The organism is Cereibacter sediminicola, from assembly GCF_007668225.1.
Classification (GTDB): domain Bacteria; phylum Pseudomonadota; class Alphaproteobacteria; order Rhodobacterales; family Rhodobacteraceae; genus Cereibacter_A; species Cereibacter_A azotoformans.
The window spans coordinates 11,941-31,865 of record NZ_VDEK01000002.1 but is presented as its reverse complement, the minus strand read 5'-3'; the positions used below and the strand labels follow the sequence as shown (position 1 = coordinate 31,865).

General features: G+C 68.8%; 20 protein-coding genes and 1 tRNA gene. 19 read left to right on the top strand and 2 right to left on the bottom strand.

Annotation, left to right across the window (positions count from 1 at the left end):
• Positions 1–71: 71 nt before the first annotated feature.
• On the bottom strand, positions 72–863 hold the full coding sequence (locus FG154_RS01485; protein ID WP_145103690.1) for an AraC family transcriptional regulator: 792 nt from the start codon (positions 861–863) through the stop codon (positions 72–74).
• 75 nt (positions 864–938) lie between these two features.
• Positions 939–1,814 (bottom strand): tRNA (adenosine(37)-N6)-dimethylallyltransferase MiaA, encoded by an 876-nt coding sequence (gene miaA / locus FG154_RS01480; RefSeq protein WP_145103688.1) that lies wholly within the window; start codon positions 1,812–1,814, stop codon positions 939–941.
• A 148-nt stretch (positions 1,815–1,962) separates the two neighbouring features.
• Between miaA and pyrH the strand changes: the two genes are divergently transcribed.
• From pyrH to cysS, 19 genes are all read left to right on the top strand, one after another.
• Positions 1,963–2,703, top strand: coding sequence for a UMP kinase (pyrH, locus tag FG154_RS01475; RefSeq protein WP_011909114.1), 741 nt, complete (start codon positions 1,963–1,965; stop codon positions 2,701–2,703).
• A gap of 86 nt (positions 2,704–2,789) precedes the next feature.
• A complete protein-coding gene (gene frr, locus FG154_RS01470; RefSeq protein WP_101340781.1) occupies positions 2,790–3,356 on the top strand; it encodes a ribosome recycling factor in 567 nt (188 codons plus the stop codon).
• Positions 3,357–3,422: 66 nt separating this feature from the next.
• Complete coding sequence (gene uppS, locus FG154_RS01465; protein ID WP_145103687.1) at positions 3,423–4,166, top strand: polyprenyl diphosphate synthase; 744 nt, start codon at positions 3,423–3,425, stop codon at positions 4,164–4,166.
• Positions 4,163–4,984, top strand: coding sequence for a phosphatidate cytidylyltransferase (locus FG154_RS01460; protein WP_145103684.1), 822 nt, complete (start codon positions 4,163–4,165; stop codon positions 4,982–4,984). Before uppS ends, FG154_RS01460 begins: the two co-directional genes overlap by 4 nt.
• Before the next feature lie 8 nt (positions 4,985–4,992).
• On the top strand, positions 4,993–6,177 hold the full coding sequence (dxr, locus tag FG154_RS01455) for a 1-deoxy-D-xylulose-5-phosphate reductoisomerase (RefSeq protein ID WP_145103683.1): 1,185 nt from the start codon (positions 4,993–4,995) through the stop codon (positions 6,175–6,177).
• 6 nt (positions 6,178–6,183) lie between these two features.
• Positions 6,184–7,518, top strand: coding sequence for an RIP metalloprotease RseP (rseP, locus tag FG154_RS01450; protein WP_145103681.1), 1,335 nt, complete (start codon positions 6,184–6,186; stop codon positions 7,516–7,518).
• Between the two features lie 169 nt (positions 7,519–7,687).
• The gene (locus FG154_RS01445; protein WP_101340784.1) at positions 7,688–7,825 is read left to right on the top strand and encodes a hypothetical protein; all 138 of its coding nucleotides are present in this window, start codon (positions 7,688–7,690) and stop codon (positions 7,823–7,825) included.
• A gap of 93 nt (positions 7,826–7,918) precedes the next feature.
• Complete coding sequence (gene bamA, locus FG154_RS01440) at positions 7,919–10,315, top strand: outer membrane protein assembly factor BamA (protein ID WP_145103678.1); 2,397 nt, start codon at positions 7,919–7,921, stop codon at positions 10,313–10,315.
• Positions 10,315–10,941 (top strand): OmpH/Skp family outer membrane protein, encoded by a 627-nt coding sequence (locus FG154_RS01435; RefSeq protein ID WP_145103676.1) that lies wholly within the window; start codon positions 10,315–10,317, stop codon positions 10,939–10,941. Before bamA ends, FG154_RS01435 begins: the two co-directional genes overlap by 1 nt.
• A gap of 85 nt (positions 10,942–11,026) precedes the next feature.
• Positions 11,027–11,494 (top strand): 3-hydroxyacyl-ACP dehydratase FabZ, encoded by a 468-nt coding sequence (gene fabZ / locus FG154_RS01430; RefSeq protein WP_145103674.1) that lies wholly within the window; start codon positions 11,027–11,029, stop codon positions 11,492–11,494.
• A 3-nt stretch (positions 11,495–11,497) separates the two neighbouring features.
• Positions 11,498–12,280, top strand: a complete 783-nt coding sequence (gene lpxA, locus FG154_RS01425; RefSeq protein ID WP_145103672.1) for an acyl-ACP--UDP-N-acetylglucosamine O-acyltransferase — start codon at positions 11,498–11,500, stop codon at positions 12,278–12,280.
• Complete coding sequence (locus FG154_RS01420; protein WP_145103670.1) at positions 12,277–13,098, top strand: LpxI family protein; 822 nt, start codon at positions 12,277–12,279, stop codon at positions 13,096–13,098. The genes lpxA and FG154_RS01420 overlap by 4 nt, the downstream gene beginning before the upstream one ends.
• A complete protein-coding gene (lpxB, locus tag FG154_RS01415) occupies positions 13,095–14,258 on the top strand; it encodes a lipid-A-disaccharide synthase (RefSeq protein ID WP_145103668.1) in 1,164 nt (387 codons plus the stop codon). The genes FG154_RS01420 and lpxB overlap by 4 nt, the downstream gene beginning before the upstream one ends.
• Before the next feature lie 57 nt (positions 14,259–14,315).
• Positions 14,316–16,127: an ABC-F family ATP-binding cassette domain-containing protein gene (locus FG154_RS01410; protein WP_145103666.1), complete on the top strand. Its 1,812-nt coding sequence runs from the start codon at positions 14,316–14,318 to the stop codon at positions 16,125–16,127.
• Positions 16,128–16,342: 215 nt separating this feature from the next.
• A complete protein-coding gene (locus FG154_RS01405) occupies positions 16,343–16,936 on the top strand; it encodes an outer membrane protein (RefSeq protein WP_145103665.1) in 594 nt (197 codons plus the stop codon).
• A gap of 138 nt (positions 16,937–17,074) precedes the next feature.
• Positions 17,075–17,518, top strand: a complete 444-nt coding sequence (locus FG154_RS01400) for an Lrp/AsnC family transcriptional regulator (RefSeq protein ID WP_145103663.1) — start codon at positions 17,075–17,077, stop codon at positions 17,516–17,518.
• A complete protein-coding gene (locus tag FG154_RS01395; RefSeq protein WP_145103661.1) occupies positions 17,518–18,123 on the top strand; it encodes a LysE family translocator in 606 nt (201 codons plus the stop codon). The genes FG154_RS01400 and FG154_RS01395 overlap by 1 nt, the downstream gene beginning before the upstream one ends.
• 127 nt (positions 18,124–18,250) lie before the next feature.
• A tRNA-Ser gene (locus tag FG154_RS01390) sits at positions 18,251–18,338 on the top strand.
• Positions 18,339–18,423: 85 nt separating this feature from the next.
• Positions 18,424–19,884, top strand: coding sequence for a cysteine--tRNA ligase (gene cysS / locus FG154_RS01385; RefSeq protein WP_145103659.1), 1,461 nt, complete (start codon positions 18,424–18,426; stop codon positions 19,882–19,884).
• Positions 19,885–19,925 lie beyond the last annotated feature (41 nt).

Genomic DNA, 19,925 nt, shown 5'->3' with positions numbered 1-19,925 from the left:
CGTGCGGTGCTGCCCATTCGGCCCGGATTTTCCGCGTGCGTCAACGCCCTGCGGCCGTCTCCGTTCCGTCTTCAGGAGGCGCGGCGGAAGGCCGAGGGCGACTGTCCGGTGAGATGGCCGAAGGCGCGGGTGAAGTAGGCAGGCGAGGTGAAGCCGAGGCTTTCGGCGATCCGATGCACCGGCAGGTCCGTCTCGGCCAGCATCCGGCGGGCCTCGAACAGCACGCGGTCATGCAGCAGCGCCGAGGCCGGGCGGCCGCAGGTCTGGCGGCAGCACCGGCTGAGATGGGTGGGCGTCACGCCCAGCTCGCCCGCGAAATGGCCCACGCCCAGGCCGCGGCGGAACTCGCGCTCGAGCAGCATCGTGTAGCGGGCGACGAGCCGGCGGCTCGCATCCTGCGGCTCGGCCCCCCGTTGCGCGACCTGCCGCTCGAGCCAGACGCCGAGCAGGCCGGCCTGGTGCACAAGGGCTCGCTCCCATGCGAGGGGCCGGGTCTCGATCTCGCGGGCGATCGTGTCGAGCATCCGGCCCAGCTCCTGCTGCGCCGCGGGGTCACGGACAGGCAGATGCTGGGGCTGAAGGGGCAGAAGGACAGAGCCGCCGCGGGTGAAAAAGACCGCGGTTCCAAGGCTCTGCGGCCCGACCTCGAAGCCGTGCATCGTGCCTGCGGGGATGAAGATCGCGGTCCGGGCGCTGTAGCCCCGCGTCGCACCCGCCACCGTGATGCGCCCCTGTCCTGCGGTGAACCACAGCAGCATCGGCTCGCAGAGCGAGCGCATCGCCTCGACGCGCCAGCGCCCGGCAGCGGCAAGGCGGGGGATCGCGACAAGCCGCACGGCCGCAAGCGAGGCACTGTCGGACATGGCAACCCTCCGAACCGCTTTCCGACAGATAAGCAGCGCCGGACGCAAGTCCCAAGCGAAAAGATTAACGTCGGATCACGGCAGGCGGATCTCGCGCCAGTCGCGCATCCGGTTGCGGAACCAGGTCCGCTGGCGCTTGGCATATTGCCGACTGGCCAGCTTTGCGGCCGCGATGGCCTCGTCGAGCGTCAACTCACCCTTCAGGTGGGCCACAAGCTCGGGTCCGCCGATGGCGCGCGAAGAAGGCAGCGCCGGGTTCCAGTCCGCCAGCGCGGCGCGCGCCTCCTCCAGCGCGCCGGCCCCGATCATCAGGTCGAACCGGCGGTCGATGCGCTCGGCCAGCCAGTCCCGGTCGGGCCGGAGCACGAGCGCGACCGCGCTGGCCAGCGGCAGGAGCGGCGCCCCTGTCGCGGCCTGCCAGTCGGCCAGACCTCGGCCGGTGGCGCGCAGGACCTCCCACGCGCGCTGGACGCGGGCGGGATTGCGCAGGTCGATCCGCGAGGCCGTGGCCGGATCGAGATCGGCCACCATCGCGGCAAGGCCCGCCCGCGCCAGAAAGGCATCCGCCTCGTGGCGCATTTCGGGTGGCGTGTGAGGAATAGAGGCCAAGCCGTTCGTCAGGGCCGAGAAATAGAGACCCGTCCCCCCCACGATCACCGGGCGCAGACCTTCCCCGAGCACCGCCTCGACCTCCTTCAGCCAGTGGCCGGCCGAGTAGATCCCCTGCCGCGGGACGTGGCCATAAAGGCGGTGCGGAAGGGCGGCCTCTTCGGCGGCCGACGGTCGCGCCGACAGGATGCGCCAGCAGTCATAGACCTGGAGCGCGTCGGCATTGACCACCACGCCGCCGTCGCGGCCGACGATCCCGGCCGCCAGCGCCGACTTGCCCGATGCGGTCGGGCCCGCGATCAGGACGGGACGGTCTGGGGGGATCGGGAGGGGCGGCAACATGGCGCTGCGGGCCTTGGCAAGGAAGGGTGACGCGGGAGGAAAGCGGTCGGACAATCCGGTGGCTGGCGATCCCGGTTGAACCCGGTGTCGTTTTCCGACATTTTGCGCCGCAGTCAATTCCAATCAACAAGACGGACGGGAAGATCCCATGACCAGCGAAGCCGCGCCGGCGAGCACAGCCGTGACCTACAAACGCGTGATGCTCAAGATCTCGGGCGAGGCGCTGATGGGCGACCAGGGATACGGGCTGCATCCGCCCACCGTGCAGCGCATCGCGCGCGAGGTGCAGGCGGTGCATCGGCTTGGCGTCGAGATCTGCATGGTGATCGGCGGCGGCAACATCTTCCGCGGGCTGCAGGGTTCGGCGCAGGGGATGGAGCGGACGACCGCCGACTACATGGGGATGCTGGCCACGGTGATGAACGCGCTCGCCATGCAGGCGGCGCTGGAATCGCTCGGCATCTTCACCCGCGTGATCAGCGCGATCCCGATGGATCAGGTGTGCGAGCCCTACATCCGCCGCCGTGCGGTGCGCCACCTGGAAAAGAAGCGGGTGTGTATCTTCGCCGCAGGGACGGGCAACCCCTACTTCACCACCGACACCGCGGCCACCCTGCGCGCGAACGAGATGGCCTGCCAGGCGATCTTCAAGGGCACCAAGGTGGACGGCGTCTATGACAAGGACCCGCGCAAGTTCGCCGATGCCCGGCGCTACGAGACGGTTTCCTACGACGAATGCCTGCAGAAGCACCTTGGCGTGATGGATGCCTCGGCCATCGCGCTCGCCCGCGACAACGATCTGCCGATCATCGTCTTCTCGCTCGACGAGCCCGGCGGCTTCTGCGGGATCCTGCGCGGCGAGGGCACCTATACCCGCGTCCAGGGCTGAGGCCCTCCCCGAGCCTATACCAATGGCGAAGCGGTGCTGCTATAGAGCGGCAGAACCGCCCGCGCGGAACGTGAAGGAACCAGAACATGTCGCAAGATGATCTCGAGATCGACCTCGACGCGATCCAGCGCCGGATGGATGGCGCGATGCATGCGCTGCGCACCGAGTTCGGCTCGCTGCGTACCGGGCGCGCCTCGGCCTCCATCCTCGAGCCGATCCATGTCGATGCCTACGGCCAGCAGACGCCGCTGAACCAGCTGGGCACGATCAACGTGCCCGAGCCGCGGATGGTGGTGATCAACGTGTGGGACAAGGGCATGATCTCCAAGGTCGAGCGCGCGATCCGCGACAGCGGCATCGGCATCAACCCGGTGGTCGATGGTCCGATCATCCGCCTGCCGATCCCCGAACTGAACGAGGAGCGCCGCAAGGAGCTGACCAAGGTCGCGGCCCATTACGCCGAGCAGGCCCGTGTCGCCATCCGCAACGTGCGCCGCGACGGCATGGACCAGATCAAGAAGGCCAAGTCCGCCGGCATGGCCGAGGACGACCAGAAGATGTGGTCGGACGAGGTGCAGGCCCTGACCGACAAGGCCATTGCCGCGGTGGACAAGGCTCTCGAGGAGAAGCAGAAGGAAATCATGCAGGTCTGAGCACCTTTCATGAGGCCCTTCACCCGCCCCAGCCCGATTGACCAGCCCGTAGAAAAGGGGAATGCCTTGGCCGTGACCGAGCCGCGAGAGGCGGATCCTCCCCGCAGACGTGCAGATCACGTCGCCATCATCATGGACGGCAACGGACGCTGGGCGGTGAACCGGGGCTGGCCGCGCCTCGTCGGTCACCGTCGGGGCGCCGAGAGGGTCCGCGAGATCGTGAAGGCCTCGCCCGGCCTCGGCATCCGCTGGCTGACCATCTACGCCTTCTCGACCGAGAACTGGAAGCGTTCGACGGAAGAGGTGCTGGGCCTCATGTCGATCTTCGCGCGCTACATCGAGCGCGAGGCCGACCGGCTGGCGCAGGAGGGCGTGCGGATGCGCTTCATCGGCGACCGGACCCGGCTGGATGCCAAGCTGCAGCGGCTGATGGCGAACATCGAGGCGCGCACGCAGTTCAACCAGCGGCTTCACCTGACGGTGGCGATCAACTACGGCGGCCGGGACGAGCTGGCCCGCGCCGCCCGCCGCATGTGCGAAGATGTGGCCGAGGGGCGGCTTCGCCCCGAGGAGGCGGACGAGGCGGCGCTGGCCGCGCGGCTCGACACGGCGGGAATGCCCGACCCGGACCTCGTGATCCGCACCTCGGGCGAGACCCGGACCTCGAACTTCCTGCCGTGGCAATCGGCCTATGCGGAATACGACTTCTCGCCCACCCTCTGGCCGGATTTCACCGCGACCGAGCTTGCCGCCATCATCGAGCGCTATGGCGTGCGCGAGCGTCGCTTTGGCGGAGTGCTGCGCGCATGAGCCGGCCGGAAAAGCCGAAGGGCCGCTGGGGCGACCTGCGCCGTCGGATGATCTCGGCGGTGATCATGCTGTCGGTGGGCGCCATCGAGGTGTGGCTCGGCGGCGTTCCGTTCGCGCTGCTGGTCATTGCCCTGACCGGGCTGATGCTGTGGGAGCTGGCGCGGATGACGGCGCCGGCGCGGCTGGTGGCCAACATCGTCGTGGGGCTGGCCGCCTCGGCCGTGCTGATGGGGGTGCTGGCCCTGGTCTTCCAGGAAGACATGATGGTCGCGCTGGCGGGCCTTGCGCTCGCGCCGGCCGCGGGGCTGATCGGCGCGCGGCGCGACCGGCGGATCTTCTTCATCTACGGCATCGCGCTGATGGCCGCGGGGGCGGGTCTCGTGATGCTGCGCGAAGAGGGCGGGTCGGTGGCGATCCTGTGGCTCATCCTCGTGGTGGTGACCTCGGACGTGCTGGGCTATTTCGCCGGCCGCAGCTTTGGCGGGCCCAAGTTCTGGCCCGCGGTCAGCCCCAACAAGACATGGTCCGGCACGGTCGCGGGCTGGGCGGGTGCGGCAATTGTGGGTCTTGGATTCTCCATTGCCGCGGGTGCAGGCTGGGGCCTCATCATCCTGTCGCCCGTCATCGCGCTGGCAGGACAACTCGGGGACATTGTCGAGAGCTGGATCAAGCGGCGTTCCGGGGTCAAGGACAGCTCGTCGCTGATCCCGGGCCACGGCGGCGTGCTGGACCGGTTCGACGCGCTGACCGGGGCGGTGCTCGCCGTTCTCGTTCTGGGAATGCTCGGTGACCTTCCGCTGCCGGAATTGGGGAACTGAACGGCATCATGCGCAGCCTGTCGATCTTCGGGGCCACCGGCTCCATCGGCGAATCCACCTTCGATCTCGTCATGCGGAAAGGGGGCCCGGAGGCTTTCCGAACCGTGGCCCTGACCGGGGGCCGCAACGTGGCGCGGCTGGCCGAGATGGCGCGCGCGCTGAAGGCGGAGCTGGCCGTCACCGCGCATGAAGAGTGCCTGCCCGCGCTGCGCGAGGCGCTGGCGGGATCGGGGACCGAGGTCGCGGGCGGAACGCAGGCGATTGCCGAGGCGGCCGACCGGCCGGCTGACTGGACGATGTCGGCGATCGTGGGGGCCGCGGGCCTCGTGCCGGGGATGCGGGCGCTGAAGCACGGCCGGACGCTGGCGCTGGCCAACAAGGAAAGCCTTGTCACCGCGGGCCAGCTGCTGATGCGCACCGCCGAGGCGAACGGCGCCACCATCCTGCCGGTGGACAGCGAGCATTCCGCGGTCTTCCAGGCGCTCGCGGGGGAGGACACGACCTGCGTCGAGCGGGTGATCATCACCGCCTCGGGCGGGCCGTTCCGCGACTGGAGCCTCGAGCAGATCCGGGGCTGCACCGTGGCGCAGGCGATGGCGCATCCGAACTGGTCGATGGGCCAGCGGATCTCGATCGACAGCGCCTCGATGTTCAACAAGGCGCTCGAGCTGATCGAGACGCGCGAGTTCTTCGGCTTCGAGCCGGACCGGATCGAGGCCGTCGTCCATCCGCAATCGATCGTCCACGCGCTCGTGGGCTTCTGCGATGGCGGGATCATGGCGCATCTGGGGCCGGCCGACATGCGCCACGCCATCGGCTTTGCGCTGAACTGGCCGGGCCGCGGCGAGGTGCCGGTGGCGCGTCTCGACCTCGCACAGATTGCGAACCTCACCTTCCAGAAGCCTGACGAGGAACGCTTTCCCGCGCTGCGCCTCGCGCGCGAGGTGATGGCGGCGCGCGGGCTTTCGGGTGCGGCCTTCAACGCGGCCAAGGAGATCGCCCTCGATCATTTCATCGCGGGCAACATCGGCTTCCTCGACATGGCGGCGGTCGTCGAAGAGGCGCTTTCGGCGGTTTCTGCCGATCCGCTCTTCGGAAAAGTGCCCTCGACCCTTGAGGAAGTGCTGGCAATGGACCATCTCGCTCGGAAGGCGGCAGAAGAAGCCGCCAGCGTCCGCCAGCAGAAAAGGTAGCAGCTCTTGGACATTGTCGGTCTCGTTCCCCAGTTCGGCGGGGCAGTCTGGACGATCATTGCCTTCATCGTCGCTCTTTCCATCGTCGTGGCCGTCCATGAATACGGGCACTACATCGTCGGCCGCTGGTCGGGGATCCATGCCGAGGTCTTCTCGCTGGGCATGGGGCCCGTCATCGCCTCGCGCGTGGACCGGCGCGGGACGCGCTGGCAGCTCGCGGCGCTGCCGTTCGGGGGCTATGTCCGCTTCCTGGGCGATGCCGACGCCGCCTCGAGCCGGGCGAGCCTGACGGTCCACCAGCTGAACGAACAGGAGCGGGGGCGGACCATGCACGGCGCGCCGCTCTGGGCGCGGTCGGCCACGGTCGCCGCAGGCCCGCTGTTCAACTTCGCGCTCTCGATCCTCGTCTTCTGCGGCTTCTTCATGGTCAAGGGCGTGGCGACCGAGCTGCCCGTGGTCGGACAGGTGAAGGAGCTTCCCTGGGCGGGGCAAGAGCTTGAGCCGGGCGACCGGATCCTCTCGGTCAACGGGCAGGAGACGGCGACGCTGGCCGATTTCGTCCGGGTTGCGAACGAGCTGCCGCCCGCACCGACGGCCGACTACCGGATCGAGCGTGCGGGCTCCGAGCTGGCCGTGACGACGGCCTATCCGTTTCCGCCGGTGGTCGACTCCGTTCAGGCGCCCTCGGGGGCCCATGACGCGGGCATCGAGGCGGGGGATGTCATCCTCTCGGTGAGCGGCACCGAAATTGCCTCGTTCCGCGAGTTGCGCGAGGCCGTCGGCGCCTCGAACGGGGCGCCGGTGACGCTGACCGTCTGGCGGGCAGGCGAGACGTTCGAGGCCACCCTCAGCCCGCGGCGCATGGACATTCCGCTGGCGAGCGGAGGGTTCGAGACCCGCTGGCTGATCGGCCTTTCGGGCGGGCTGCTCTTCGAGCCCGAGACCCGCACGCCCGGCCCGATCGAGGCGATGGGTCTCGGACTGCAGCAGACCTACACGATCATCACCACCAGCCTGTCGGGCCTCTGGCACATGGTCACGGGGGCGATCTCGTCCTGCAACCTGCAGGGCCCGATCGGGATCGCCGAGATCTCGGGCGCGGCGGCCTCGCAGGGGCCGAGCAACTTCATCTGGTTCATCGCCATGCTTTCGACGGCCGTGGGGCTCATGAACCTCTTTCCGGTGCCGATCCTCGACGGGGGGCATCTGGTGTTCCACGCCTACGAGGCCGTGGCGGGCAAGCCGCCCAGCGACCGGGCGCTGCGCATCCTGATGACGGCGGGGCTTGCGATGCTGCTCTCGCTCATGGTCTTCGCGGTGACGAACGACCTGTTCTGCTGACACCCCTCACGCGACGAGCCGGGCCGCCTTCGAGGGAAGGCGGCCTCTTGCCTATCCGGCTGCGCCCGGCGCGGATTGCCGCGGGCGCCCATGCGCGGCGCTCGGGGCCGCAATGCGGCCACAATCCTCTGGCAGGTCCGCGGCAGGCGCATTGCTTGCGGAGCGGCAGATGAAAAGCGTGATCGACGGCACCCGTGGCCTTCTCCTCCTCGTCAACCTGAACCGGGATCTCCTGCTGTCCCTCGGCTCGGTCGCCCTTGCGCTGGCGGCGGCCGCGCTGCTGTCGCCGGCTCCGCAGCCGTGGTGAGGTGATGCGGCATCACATGACCGCCGGATCGCTTGCAGGGCGCCTGCGCTTTTGACAAAACCTGCCATGTCCAGTAGTCAGGACGGAAAGAAAATGACCGAGGGCAGGCGAATGGCGAGGAACCGTACGACGAGCGGACGGGCAGGGCAGGACCGTGGGTTGATCAGGCCGGCCGCCGTGTCGGTGTTCCTCGGGGTGGCAGGCGTCGCGGCAGGGCTGACCCTGCCTGCGCTGGCGCAGAACTATTCCTTCAGCGACGTGCGGATCGAGGGCAACCAGCGGGTCGATGCCACGACCGTTCTGGGCTTCGCGCGGATCAACCGCGGGCAGGCGGTCTCGGGCGGCCAGCTGAACGAGGCCTACCAGCGGCTCGCCGACTCCGGTCTCTTCGAGACGGTCGAAATCGTGCCCCAGGGCAACACCCTGGTGATCCGGGTGCAGGAATATCCGACGATCAACGTCATCAACTTCGAAGGCAATGCGCGGATCAAGGACGAGAACCTCGCCTCGCTGATCAAGTCGCAGTCGCGGCGGGCCTACAACCCCTCGCAGGCCGAGGCGGACGCCGCCGCCATCACCGAGGCCTACCGCGTGCAGGGCCGCATCGCCGCGACCGTCACGCCCAAGATCATCCGCCGCTCGGGCAACCGCGTCGATCTGGTCTTCGACATCGCCGAGGGCCGCGTGGTCGAGATCGAGCGTCTGTCCTTCGTCGGCAACCGCGCCTATTCCGACCGTCGCCTGCGTCAGGTGCTGGGCACCAAGCAGGCGGGCCTGCTGCGCAGTGTCATCGCCTCCGACACGTTCATCGCCGAGCGGATCGAACTGGACAAGCAACTCCTGCGCGACTTCTACCTTTCGCGCGGCTTCATCGACTTCGAGGTGCTCGACGCCACGGCCGAGGTGACGCGCGAGCGTGACGCCTTCTTCCTCACCTTCACCGTGCAGGAGGGGCAGAGCTACAGCTTCGGGCAGGTCACCGCCTCGTCCGAGGTCGAGGGCGTGGATGCGGCCGATTTCAGCAGCGCGCTGCGCATCCGCCGCGGCGTGACCTACTCGCCCTCGGTCGTCGAGAACAACATCGCCCGGCTCGAGTCGCTTGCGCTGCAGAAGGGGTTGAACTTCATCCGGGTGGAGCCGCGCATCACCCGGAACGAGCGCAACCAGACGCTGGACGTGAACTTTGCCCTCGTGCGCGGCGAGCGCATCTTCGTCGAGCGGATCGACATCGAGGGCAACACCACGACGCTCGATCAGGTGGTCCGGCGCCAGTTCCGCACGGTCGAAGGCGACCCCTTCAACCCGCGTGAAGTGCGCCAGTCGGCCGAGCGGATCCGGGCGCTGGGCTATTTCGCCAACGCCGATGTGAACACCAAGCCCGGCTCGGGCCCGGACCAGGTGGTGGTGAATGTCGATGTCGAAGAGCAGCCCACCGGCTCGCTCTCCTTCGGCGTGAGCTACGGTGTCAGCTCGGGTGCGGGCTTCTCGATCGGCTTCTCCGAGCAGAACTTCCTCGGCCGCGGCCAGATCCTCGGGCTCGACATCTCGACCGGGACCGACAACATCAACACGCAGATCAACTTCGTCGAGCCGGCGTTCCTTGGCCGCGATCTGCGCTTCCGGTTCAACACCTACTATCGGGAAACCGACAACCAGTATTCGCGCTATGACACGCGCAGGATCGGCATTTCGCCCTCGATCGAATTTCCGATCAGCGAGAACGGTCGCCTCGAGATGCGCTACACGCTGTCCGAGGACAAGATCCAGAACGTGGATCGGGGTCTCGCGGAGGACGGCGACACGGATGCCTCGTCGATCATCCTGCAGAACGAGGAAGATCGCGGCGCGTTGATCGCCTCGTCGCTGGGTTACAGCTACTCGTGGGATTCGAACCGGGGCGGCATGAACCCGACCGGGCGGAACCTCTTGCGTTTCAGCCAGGATTTCGCGGGTCTCGGCGGGGATGTGGAATATGTCTCCACCACCGCGCTCGCCATGGCCGAGCGCAAGGTCTGGAACGAGGAAATCACCGTCCGCGCCGTGGTCGAGGGCGGCGTGCTGAACATGATCGGCGACGATCCCTCGCGCGTGACCGACCGCTTCTTCGGCAATGGCAAGATCCGCGGGTTCGAGCCGAACGGCATCGGTCCGCGCGATCAAGTCGCAGGCAACGAGGATGCGCTTGGCGGCAACTACTTTGCCGTGGCCCGGCTCGAGGCCGAGTTCCCGCTGGGCCTGCCCGAGGAATATGGCTTCATGGGCGGGGTCTTCATGGATGCGGGCTCGGTCTGGAGCCTGGATGACGTGAACGGCGGCGAGAACGGTGGTGATCCGGTGGATGACGACTTCCACCTCCGCTCGTCGGTCGGTGTCTCGGTCTTCTGGACCACGCCCATCGGGCCGCTCCGGTTCAACTTTGCCAAGGCAATCGAGAAGCAGGACTACGACAAGGAGCAGTTCTTCGACCTGACGATCTCGACCCGGTTCTGATGCGCCGGCTTCCGGTCGTGGCCCTGGCCTGTGCGCTGGCCCTGCCGGGGATTGTGCGCGCGCAGGCCGAGGTGCCCACGGTTCCGGCCGGGGTCGCGGTCATCGACCAGAGCCGGCTCATCACCGACACCTCGCTCGGGCGCGCGCTCGAGCAGCGATTTCAGGCCGCCTCGCGCGCCCTGATCGCCGAGAACCGCGAGATCGAGGCCGCGCTCGAGGCCGAGGAGCGCGCGCTCACGGCGCAGCGCAGCAGCCTCGAACCGGACGAGTTCCGGCGTCTGGCGGCCGATTTCGACACAAGGGTCGAGGGCATCCGCGACGCTCAGGAAGCCAAGTCGCGCGGTCTGACCCGGCAGCGCGATGAAGAGCGGCAGCGCATCGTCGAGCAGGCCCTGCCGATCCTCGCCCGCCTGATGCAGGAGCGGGGGGCCGTGGTGCTCATCGACCGCGGCTCTGTCGTCCTGTCGCGCGACGCGGCCGACATCACCGATGAGGCGATCGAACGGCTGGATGCCCGCACGCCCGCAGATGCGGCGCCTGCCGAGGGCGAGGCCGCCCCTTCTTCCGGCGCCGCGCCGCCGCAGGGGGGCGACGGGGCGCCCCTGCCGCCACCCGCCTCACCATGACCCTGCGGCTTGCCGCCGTGCCGCTGCCTTGCTAGCAAGGTTCGGGAGGCCAGGCCGCTCCACCCTCCGCCAAGGAACCCATGCGATGACCGAAGCCGCCGAAGCGACGCTCTCCGCCGATATCCAGTTGATCCAGCGGATCATCCCGCACCGTTACCCGTTTCTCCTTGTGGATCGGGTGCGCGACATCGTCCCGAACCAGAGCGCCGTGGGCATCAAGTGCGTGACCATGAACGAGCCGCAGTTCACCGGGCACTTCCCCGGCCTGCCGATCTTTCCGGGCGTTCAGATCATCGAGGCGATGGCCCAGACCGCCGCCGTTCTGGTGGGCGTGTCGCTCGACCTCGCGGACAAGGGGGCCAAGGTCTATTTCATGGGCATCGACGGCGCGAAGTTCCGCCGCAAGGTGGTGCCGGGCGACGTGCTCGAGATGGTCGTGGCGGTGAAGCGCGGCGGCGGCAAGGTCTGGAAGTTCGAGGGGCGCGCCTCGGTCGATGGGGAACTGGCCGCCGAGGCCGAGTTTGCCGCCATGCTGGACATACCGAAAGGATAAGAGATGGCCGAGATCCATCCCTCCGCCATCGTCGAACCGGGTGCCGTGATCGGTGAAGGATGCCGGATCGGCCCCTTCGCCCTGATCGGGCCGGAGGTGACGCTCGGCCCCGGGGTCGTGGTCAAGAGCCATGCCGTGGTGACGGGCTGGACCGAGGTCGGGGCCGAGACGGTGATCTTTCCCTTCGCGGTGGTGGGTGAGGTTCCTCAGGACCTGAAGTTCAAGGGCGAGCGCACGCGACTGGTCGTGGGCGCGCGCTGCCGCATCCGCGAGGGCGCGACGCTCAACTGCGGCACCGAGGGCGGCGGCGGCGTGACGCGGGTCGGCGACGACTGCCTGCTGATGACGGGCGCCCATGTGGGCCATGATGCGACGCTGGGCAACCGGGTGATCCTGGCCAACCAGGCCGCCATCGCGGGTCACTGCTGGATCGGCGACGACGTGATCGTGGGCGGGCTTTCGGGGGTGCACCAGTGGGTGCGCGTGGGCCGCGGCGCGATCATCGGCGCGGTGACGATGGTGACGAACGACGTGCTGCCGCACGGGCTCGTGCAGGCACCGCGGGGGGAACTCGACGGGCTGAACCTCGTGGGGCTCAAGCGCCGGGGCGTCAGCCGGGCCGAGATCACCGCGCTGCGGGCGGCCTATCAGATGCTGGCGCAGGGCGAGGGCACCTTCCTCGACCGGGCCCGCCGTCTGGCCGACGAGACCGACAGCCCGCATGTGCGCGAGATGACCGACTTCATCCTTGCGGCCACCGACCGCTCGTTCCTGACGCCGCAATGACGGTGGCCTCGACCGCGATCATCGCCGGGGCGGGGGCCCTGCCGCGCCATCTGGCCCTCGCGCTGCGTGCGGCGGGCGAGGTGCCGCTGGCGGCCGCGCTCGAGGGGTTTGCGCCCGAGGGGCTCTCCGTTGACATCACCTTCCGGGTCGAACGGCTCGTGCCTTTCCTGCGCGAACTCGAGACGGCGGGGGTGTCGCGGCTGGTCTTTGCCGGGGCGGTCAGCCGTCCACGGCTCGATCCGTCGCTGTTCGATCCGCTGACCGCGCAGATGGTGCCCCGGCTGATCGGGGCCATGCAGGCGGGCGATGATGCCACGCTGCGCGCGGTGATCGCGATCTTCGAGGACGAGGGCTTCGCGGTGGTGGGGGTCTCCGACATTGCGCCCGATCTGGTGCCCGAGGCGGCCACGCTCTGCGGGGCCCCGCGCGAGGGCGACGTGCGCGACGTGGCCCGCGCCGCGGCCATCGTCGAGGCGATCGGGCGGGTGGATGTGGGGCAGGGCGCGGTGGTGGCGCAGGGCCTCTGCCTGGCGGTCGAGGCGCTGCCCGGCACCGATGCCATGCTCGACTGGGTGGCGGCCACGGCGGGGCGGCCCGATCCCGCGGGCGCGCGGGGCGTGCTCTACAAGGCGCCGAAGCCGGGGCAGGATCGCCGGATCGACCTGCCGACGCTCGGACCCGCCACCGTGGCGCGCGCGGCCGCGGCGGGCCTGGCCGGCATCGCATGGGAGGCGGGCGGCGTGATCCTGCTCGACCGCGAGGCGACGGTGCGCGCGGCCGAAGAGGCGGGCCTCTTTCTCTGGGCGAGGGAGCCATGAAGCTCTTCCTGATCGCCGGCGAGCCGTCCGGCGACCGCCTGGGCGGCGCCCTGATGGCGGGGCTCTCGGAACTCGCGCCGGGGACGGAGTTCGCCGGGGTGGGCGGGCCCGCGATGCAGGCCGAGGGCCTGGTGAGCCTCTTCCCGATGGAGGAGCTTTCGGTCATGGGTCTGGCCGAAATCCTGCCGAAGTATCTTCACCTGCGACGCCGGGTGCACGAGGCCGCCGAGGCCTGTCTGGCCTCGGGTGCCGAGGCGCTGGTCACGATCGACAGCCCCGACTTCGGCCTGCGCGTGGCGGCTCTTGTCAAGCGGGCAAACCCCTCGCTGCGCACGATCCATTATGTCGCCCCCTCGGTCTGGGCGTGGCGTCCGGGGCGGGCGGCGCGAATGGCGCGCCATGTCGATCATGTGCTGGCGCTGTTGCCGTTCGAGCCGCCCTACATGACCGCCGCCGGCATGACCTGCGATTTCGTGGGCCATCCGGTCGTGGCCGAGCCGCGCGCCACCGAGGCCGAGGTTCAGGCGCTGCGCGAGCGGGTGGGGACGGGGCCGGTGATCCTTGTGCTGCCGGGCTCGCGCCGGTCCGAGGTGACGCGGCTTGCGCCGGTCTTCGGCGATGTGCTGGCGCGGCTGCGCCACCGGCATCCGGGCCTCACCGTGCTGGTGCCGACGGTGCCGCATGTGGCGGATCTGGTGCGCGAGCAGGTGGCGGGCTGGCCGGTTCATCCGCTGGTGATCGAGGATTCCGAGCGCAAGCGGGCGGCCTTCGCGGCGGCCGACGTGGCGCTGGCCGCTTCGGGCACCGTCTCGCTCGAGTTGGCGGCGAACGGCACGCCGATGGTGATCGCCTATGACATGAACCCGCTCTCGATGTGGGTCATCTCGCGGATGGCGCGGATCGACACGGTGACGCTGGTCAACCTCGTGTCGGACAGCCGCGTGGTGCCGGAGTTTCTGGGCCCGCGCTGCCGCGCCGAGCGGATCGCCCCCGCCCTTCTCGCGCTGCTCGAGGACGCGCCCCAGCGGTCGGCGCAGCAGGCCGCGATGCAGCTCACGATGGAGCGGCTGGGGCAGGGCGGCGAGGCGCCGGGCCTGCGGGCCGCCCGGTCGGTCCTGTCGGTGCTGCCGGGCGGCGGCGCGCCGCAGGAGACGCGCTGACCGATCCGTGCCCGCGGACACGTTGACGCGGGCCACGACCCCCTGTAGCGGACGGTCATGGCACGCGCACCCCTCCTTCAGCTCTCGGGCATTTCCCTCACCTTCGGCGGCGAGCCGGTCTTCGACGGGCTGGACCTCGTGGTCCAGCAGCAGGACCGGGTGGCCCTCGTCGGCCGAAACGGCTCGGGCAAGTCCACGCTCCTCAAGGTCATGGCGGGGCTGGTCGAGCCTGACCGCGGCGACCGGGTGGTGCCGGCCGGCACATCGGTCGGCTACATGGAGCAGGACCCCGACCTGTCCGCCTTCGCCACGCTGGGGGACTACGCGGCCTTGGGGCTGACGCAGGGCGAGGAATATCGCGTCGAGATGGTGGCGGAGGGGCTGAAGTTCCGCCCCGACACGCCGGTTGCGACCGCCTCGGGCGGTGAGCGGCGGCGGGCGGCTCTGGCCAAGCTGATGGCCGAGGCGCCGGATCTGATGCTGCTCGACGAGCCGACGAACCATCTCGACATCCAGGCGATCCAGTGGCTCGAGGCGCAGCTGTCCGAGACGCGGGCGGCCTTTGTCCTGATCAGCCACGACCGCGCCTTCCTGCGCGCCCTCTCGCGCGCGACCCTCTGGATCGACCGCGGTCAGGTGCGGCGGCGCGAGTCGGGGTTCGAGGGCTTCGAGGACTGGCGCGAGCAGGTCTGGGCCGAAGAGGACGACCAGCGCCACAAGCTCGACCGCCGGATCATGGCCGAGGCGCGGTGGGCGGTCGAGGGGATCTCGGCGCGGCGCAAGCGCAACCAGGGCCGTCTGCGCGCGCTGGCGGCGATGCGCGACGAGCGCCGGTCGCAGATTCGCCGGCAGGGGACGGCGGCGCTCGAACTCGAGTCCGGTCCGACCTCGGGAAAGCGCGTGATCGAGGCAAAGGGCCTCACGAAACTTTTCGACGGGCAACCGATCGTGAAGGATTTCTCGCTGCGCGTGCTGCGCGGCGATCGTGTGGCCTTCGTCGGGCCGAACGGCGTGGGCAAGACCACGCTTCTGAAACTGCTGACCGGCGAGATGGAGCCGGACGCCGGCACCGTCACGCTGGGCACGAATCTGCAGGTGGCGATCTTCGACCAGACGCGGTCCCAGCTCGACCCCGAAGCCTCGCTCTGGGACAGCCTGACCTCTGATCCGGCGATGCGCGTCTCGGGGCAGCAGGATCAGGTGATGGTGCGGGGCCAGCCGCGGCATGTGGTGGGCTACCTCAAGGATTTCCTCTTTGACGAGCGTCAGGTGCGGGCTCCGGTCCGGTCGCTGTCGGGCGGCGAGAAGGCGCGGCTGCTGCTGGCGCGGATCATGGCGCGCGAGTCGAACCTGCTGATCCTCGACGAGCCGACGAACGACCTCGATGTCGAGACGCTGGATCTTTTGCAAGACATTCTCGGGGATTACGAGGGAACGGTCCTGCTGGTGAGCCACGACCGCGACTTCATCGACCGGGTGGCCACCACCACCGTGGCGCTGGAGGGGCAGGGGCAGGCGACGGTCTATGCCGGTGGCTGGAGCGACCTTCTGGCCCAGCGGGGCACCCCCGAGGCCGCCGCCCCCGAGCCTGTGCGCGAGGCGCCGAAGGCCCCGCCGCGGCCCGAGGTGAGGAAACCGGCCGAAGGCCTGACCTTCACCGAGCGCAAGCGCCTCGAGGCCCTGCCCGGCATCATCGAACGGCTCGAGGCCGAGATCGCAAAGCTCTCGGAGTTCCTTGCGGCCGAGGATCTCTTCACCCGCGAGCCCGTCAAGTTCCGCAGGGCCACCGAGGCCATGGCCGAGCGGCAGGCCCTTCTGGCGCAGGCGGAAGAGGAGTGGCTGACGCTGGAAGACAAGGCCGGCGCCTGATTGCCGATGATTCTCTCGTCTTGAGCGGGAATTGGCGCAAGACCACTCGCCCGCTTCACCACAGCGTGAGTGGCTCTGGCGCCGACCATGCGCGATACATACGACATGAGGCACGGAAAGCGCCGCCACATCCGGCGGTGCGAGACCGTCAACGACAGATCCGGCGTGACCGCAACGCAGCAGCGCGGAAGCCGGAAGCTTGATTGGAGACAGAGATGAAACGCATTGCAGCGCTCGCGCTCGGTGGCCTCCTGGCCGCTCCCGCCTTCGCGGGCGGCCCGATCACCGTGGCTCCGGAGCCCATTGTCGAGCCGGTGCCTGCCCCCGTCGTGGTCGCTCCGGTGACCGACTGGAGCGGCTTCTACGTCGGCGGCCAGCTCGGCTATGGCGACGTCGATACGAATGTGAGCGGCCTGGACGGCAACGGCGCCATTGGCGGCGTGCACGCCGGCTACCGCTACGACTTTGGCCGTGCCGTTGTCGGCGCGGAAATTGCCTATGACATCACCAACATCGACATCGGCGACAGCGCAGAGCTGGACAACGTGGCGACGGTGAAGCTGATGGCGGGCGGCAAGATCGGTCGTGGTCTGCTCTACGCCACCGCCGGCGGTTCCTGGGCCGACGTGACTTCGGATGCGGGCGACCCGGACGATGGCTACGTCTACGGCATCGGCTACGACCACATGCTGACGGACCGCTGGACGGTGGGCGCCGAACTGCTGCGCCACAAGTGGGACACGTTCGACGACGCGGGCACCGACGCGGACGCGACCACGCTTCAGGCGAAGGTCGGCTTCCGGTTCTGAACCGAAGGCACCGGATCGGAGGAAAGGGCGCGGAGAAATCCGCGCCCTTTTCACGTCCGCGATCGCGATGGACGGGAGGTGACGCCTGTGTTACAGGAATAATTCTCGTGTGAAGCGTTGTGGGCGGGTAATCGGGCTGTGCTGGACGATATCGACCGTGAAATAGCCGGACTTCTGGCCGAGGATGCCCGCCGGTCCCTGACCGAAGTGGCCGGGCAGGTCGGCCTGTCCACCTCTGCCGTCAATGAGCGTGTGAGGCGGCTTGTGGCGCAGGGCGTGATCCGCCGCTTCACCCTGGATGTCGCGCCCGAGGCCCTGGGCCTGCCGGTTCTGGCGCTGATCTGGGTGGATGTGCCCCACGCGCGCGAGGAGGCCTTTCGCGCCTTCGCAACCACGCATCCCGGCATTACCGAATGTCATCATGTGACGGGTGTCTGGTCCTATCTGATCCACCTGCGTGTCGCGGACCTTGACGGGGTCGAGGCCTTTCTCGGGCAGATGAAGGGTGACGGGCTGATCGCCCGCTCCGAGACGATGCTCGCGCTGTCCACGCTTCGGACGGCGCCGCTGGTGCCGCGATGATGCTGTTCTTCAAGGCCGCGCTCATGGGGCTTGCCGTGGCCGCGCCGCTTGGGCCCATCGGCGCGCTCTGCATCCAGCGGACGCTGTCACACGGGTTCCGGGCGGGCGTGGCGGGGGGGCTTGGCACAGCACTCGCGGACGCCTCTTATGCCGCCGCCGCAGCCGCGGGATTTGCGGCCTTCGCGGCCCTCCTCGACCGCATCGCCCTGCCGCTCGGCCTCGGGGGAGGGGCGTTCCTGATCTGGCTGGGCCTTCGCAGCCTGCAACCCCGGCCCCCGACGGGCGCGGCGCAGGTCGCGGCCGGCGGCCTCGGGGCCACGCTGGCCGCGACCTTCCTCCTCACGCTCGCCAATCCGGCGACGATCCTGACCTTCGCGGCCATCTTTGCGGGCCTCGGCCTCGCGCGCGAGGCGGATCCGGTCTCGGCGGCCCTTGTCGTGGCGGGCGTCTTCACCGGCTCGATGCTGTGGTGGATCTTGCTGGCGGGGACGGTTGCGGCTGCCCAGCGCCGTTTGCCACCCGCGTTCGGGCCGTGGGTGGCGCGCGTCTCGGGGCTTTTCATGCTGGGCTTCGGCCTCTGGGCCATCGTGCGCGCGCTGGGCTGACGCGCATCCCGTATCCTGGCGTCAAGCCTTGGCGCGGTCCGTGGCGTCGTCGTCAGATCGGCATTGTGCTGCCGCAAGGTTGCCGGTAGTTCTTCGCAGCGCCGGGCGATGCCGTCCCGGCTGCCCTGGAAGAGTGGCAGAGTGGTCGATTGCAGCGGTCTTGAAAACCGCCGATGGGCAACCATCCGTGGGTTCGAATCCCACCTCTTCCGCCAAAATACCGCCATCGCGGGCCGCTTTTCCGTTCCCTCCACGGTCGTGATATGAGAAGCCCGCGCGCAGGCAGCCTTGCGAGGACCCATGACGACGATCCGCCTCACCAACACGAAGACCCGCCGGAAAGAGGCGTTCACGCCCATCGACCCGACCAACGTGCGGCTCTATGTCTGCGGGCCGACGGTCTATGACCGGGCGCATCTGGGCAACGGGCGGCCGGTTGTGGTCTTCGACGTGCTGTTCCGCCTGCTTCGGCACGTCTATGGGCCGGATCATGTGACCTATGTCCGCAACTTCACCGATGTGGACGACAAGATCAACGCCGCCGCGCAGGCGCGGAAGGCCGCGGGCGATCCGCGCAGCCTGGAAGAGCTGATCCGCGAGCGCACCGACGAGACGATCCGCTGGTACCACGAGGACATGGACGCGCTCGGCGCGCTCCGTCCCACGCACGAGCCGCGGGCGACCGAATGGATCGGCGCCATGATCGCGATGATCGAGGATCTGGTCGCCAGGGGCCACGCCTATGCGGCCGAGGGCCATGTGCTGTTCCGCGTGCGCAGCTACCGCGACTATGGCGCGCTCTCGGGGCGCTCGGTCGATGACATGATCGCGGGCGCGCGGGTCGAGGTCGCGCCCTTCAAGGAAGATCCGATGGACTTCGTGCTCTGGAAACCGTCGGACGACGAGCTTCCGGGCTGGGACTCGCCCTGGGGCCGCGGCCGCCCCGGCTGGCACATCGAATGCTCGGCCATGTCGCACGAGCTTCTGGGCGCCTCGTTCGACATCCACGCGGGCGGGATCGACCTGCAGTTCCCCCACCACGAGAACGAGATCGCGCAAAGCTGCTGCGCCCACCCCGAGGGCGGCTTTGCCAACGTCTGGATGCACAACGAGATGCTGCTGGTCGATGGCAAGAAGATGTCGAAATCGCTCGGCAACTTCTTCACCATCCACGATTTGAGAAAGGATCGCGGCATTCCCGGCGAAGTGATCCGCATGGTGCTTCTCGGAACGCACTACAGCAAGCCGATGGACTGGACCGCGGAAAAGGCTGCTCAAGCCAAGGCGACGCTCTGGAAGTGGCGGAAGTTGACGGCCGATGTCGAACCGACCGCAATGCCGGACTCTACGGTGCTTTCTGCCCTTGCGGATGACCTAAATACACCTGCTGCGATCACTCGCTTGCACAGTATCGCCGCGCAAGAGGATGGCGCGCTTCTGAAGGCTTCAGCTTCCCTCTTGGGCCTTCTTGAGGATGAGCTGCGAGGATGGACGCTGCCGCCGGTGACTGGCACCGGGAACGCTGTCCTAGAAGTGTCTGGCAGCGGTACTGGGATCGTCGGCACTCTGCAGTATCGCAAGACGATCGAGAGGTTGCTGGACGAGCGGAAGCAGGCCCGCATCGGCAAAGATTTCAGGCGTTCGGACGCGATCCGCGATCTTCTGGTGGGAGCGGGCGTCATCATCAAGGACACGCCTGCAGGCGCCGAGTGGGATTTGGGGCCTGACTTCGATCCCGCTAGGCTGGGGGAGCCGGAATGACCGACGCGCCGGGTGAGCGGGGTCCTGAAGGCGAAGCCGGG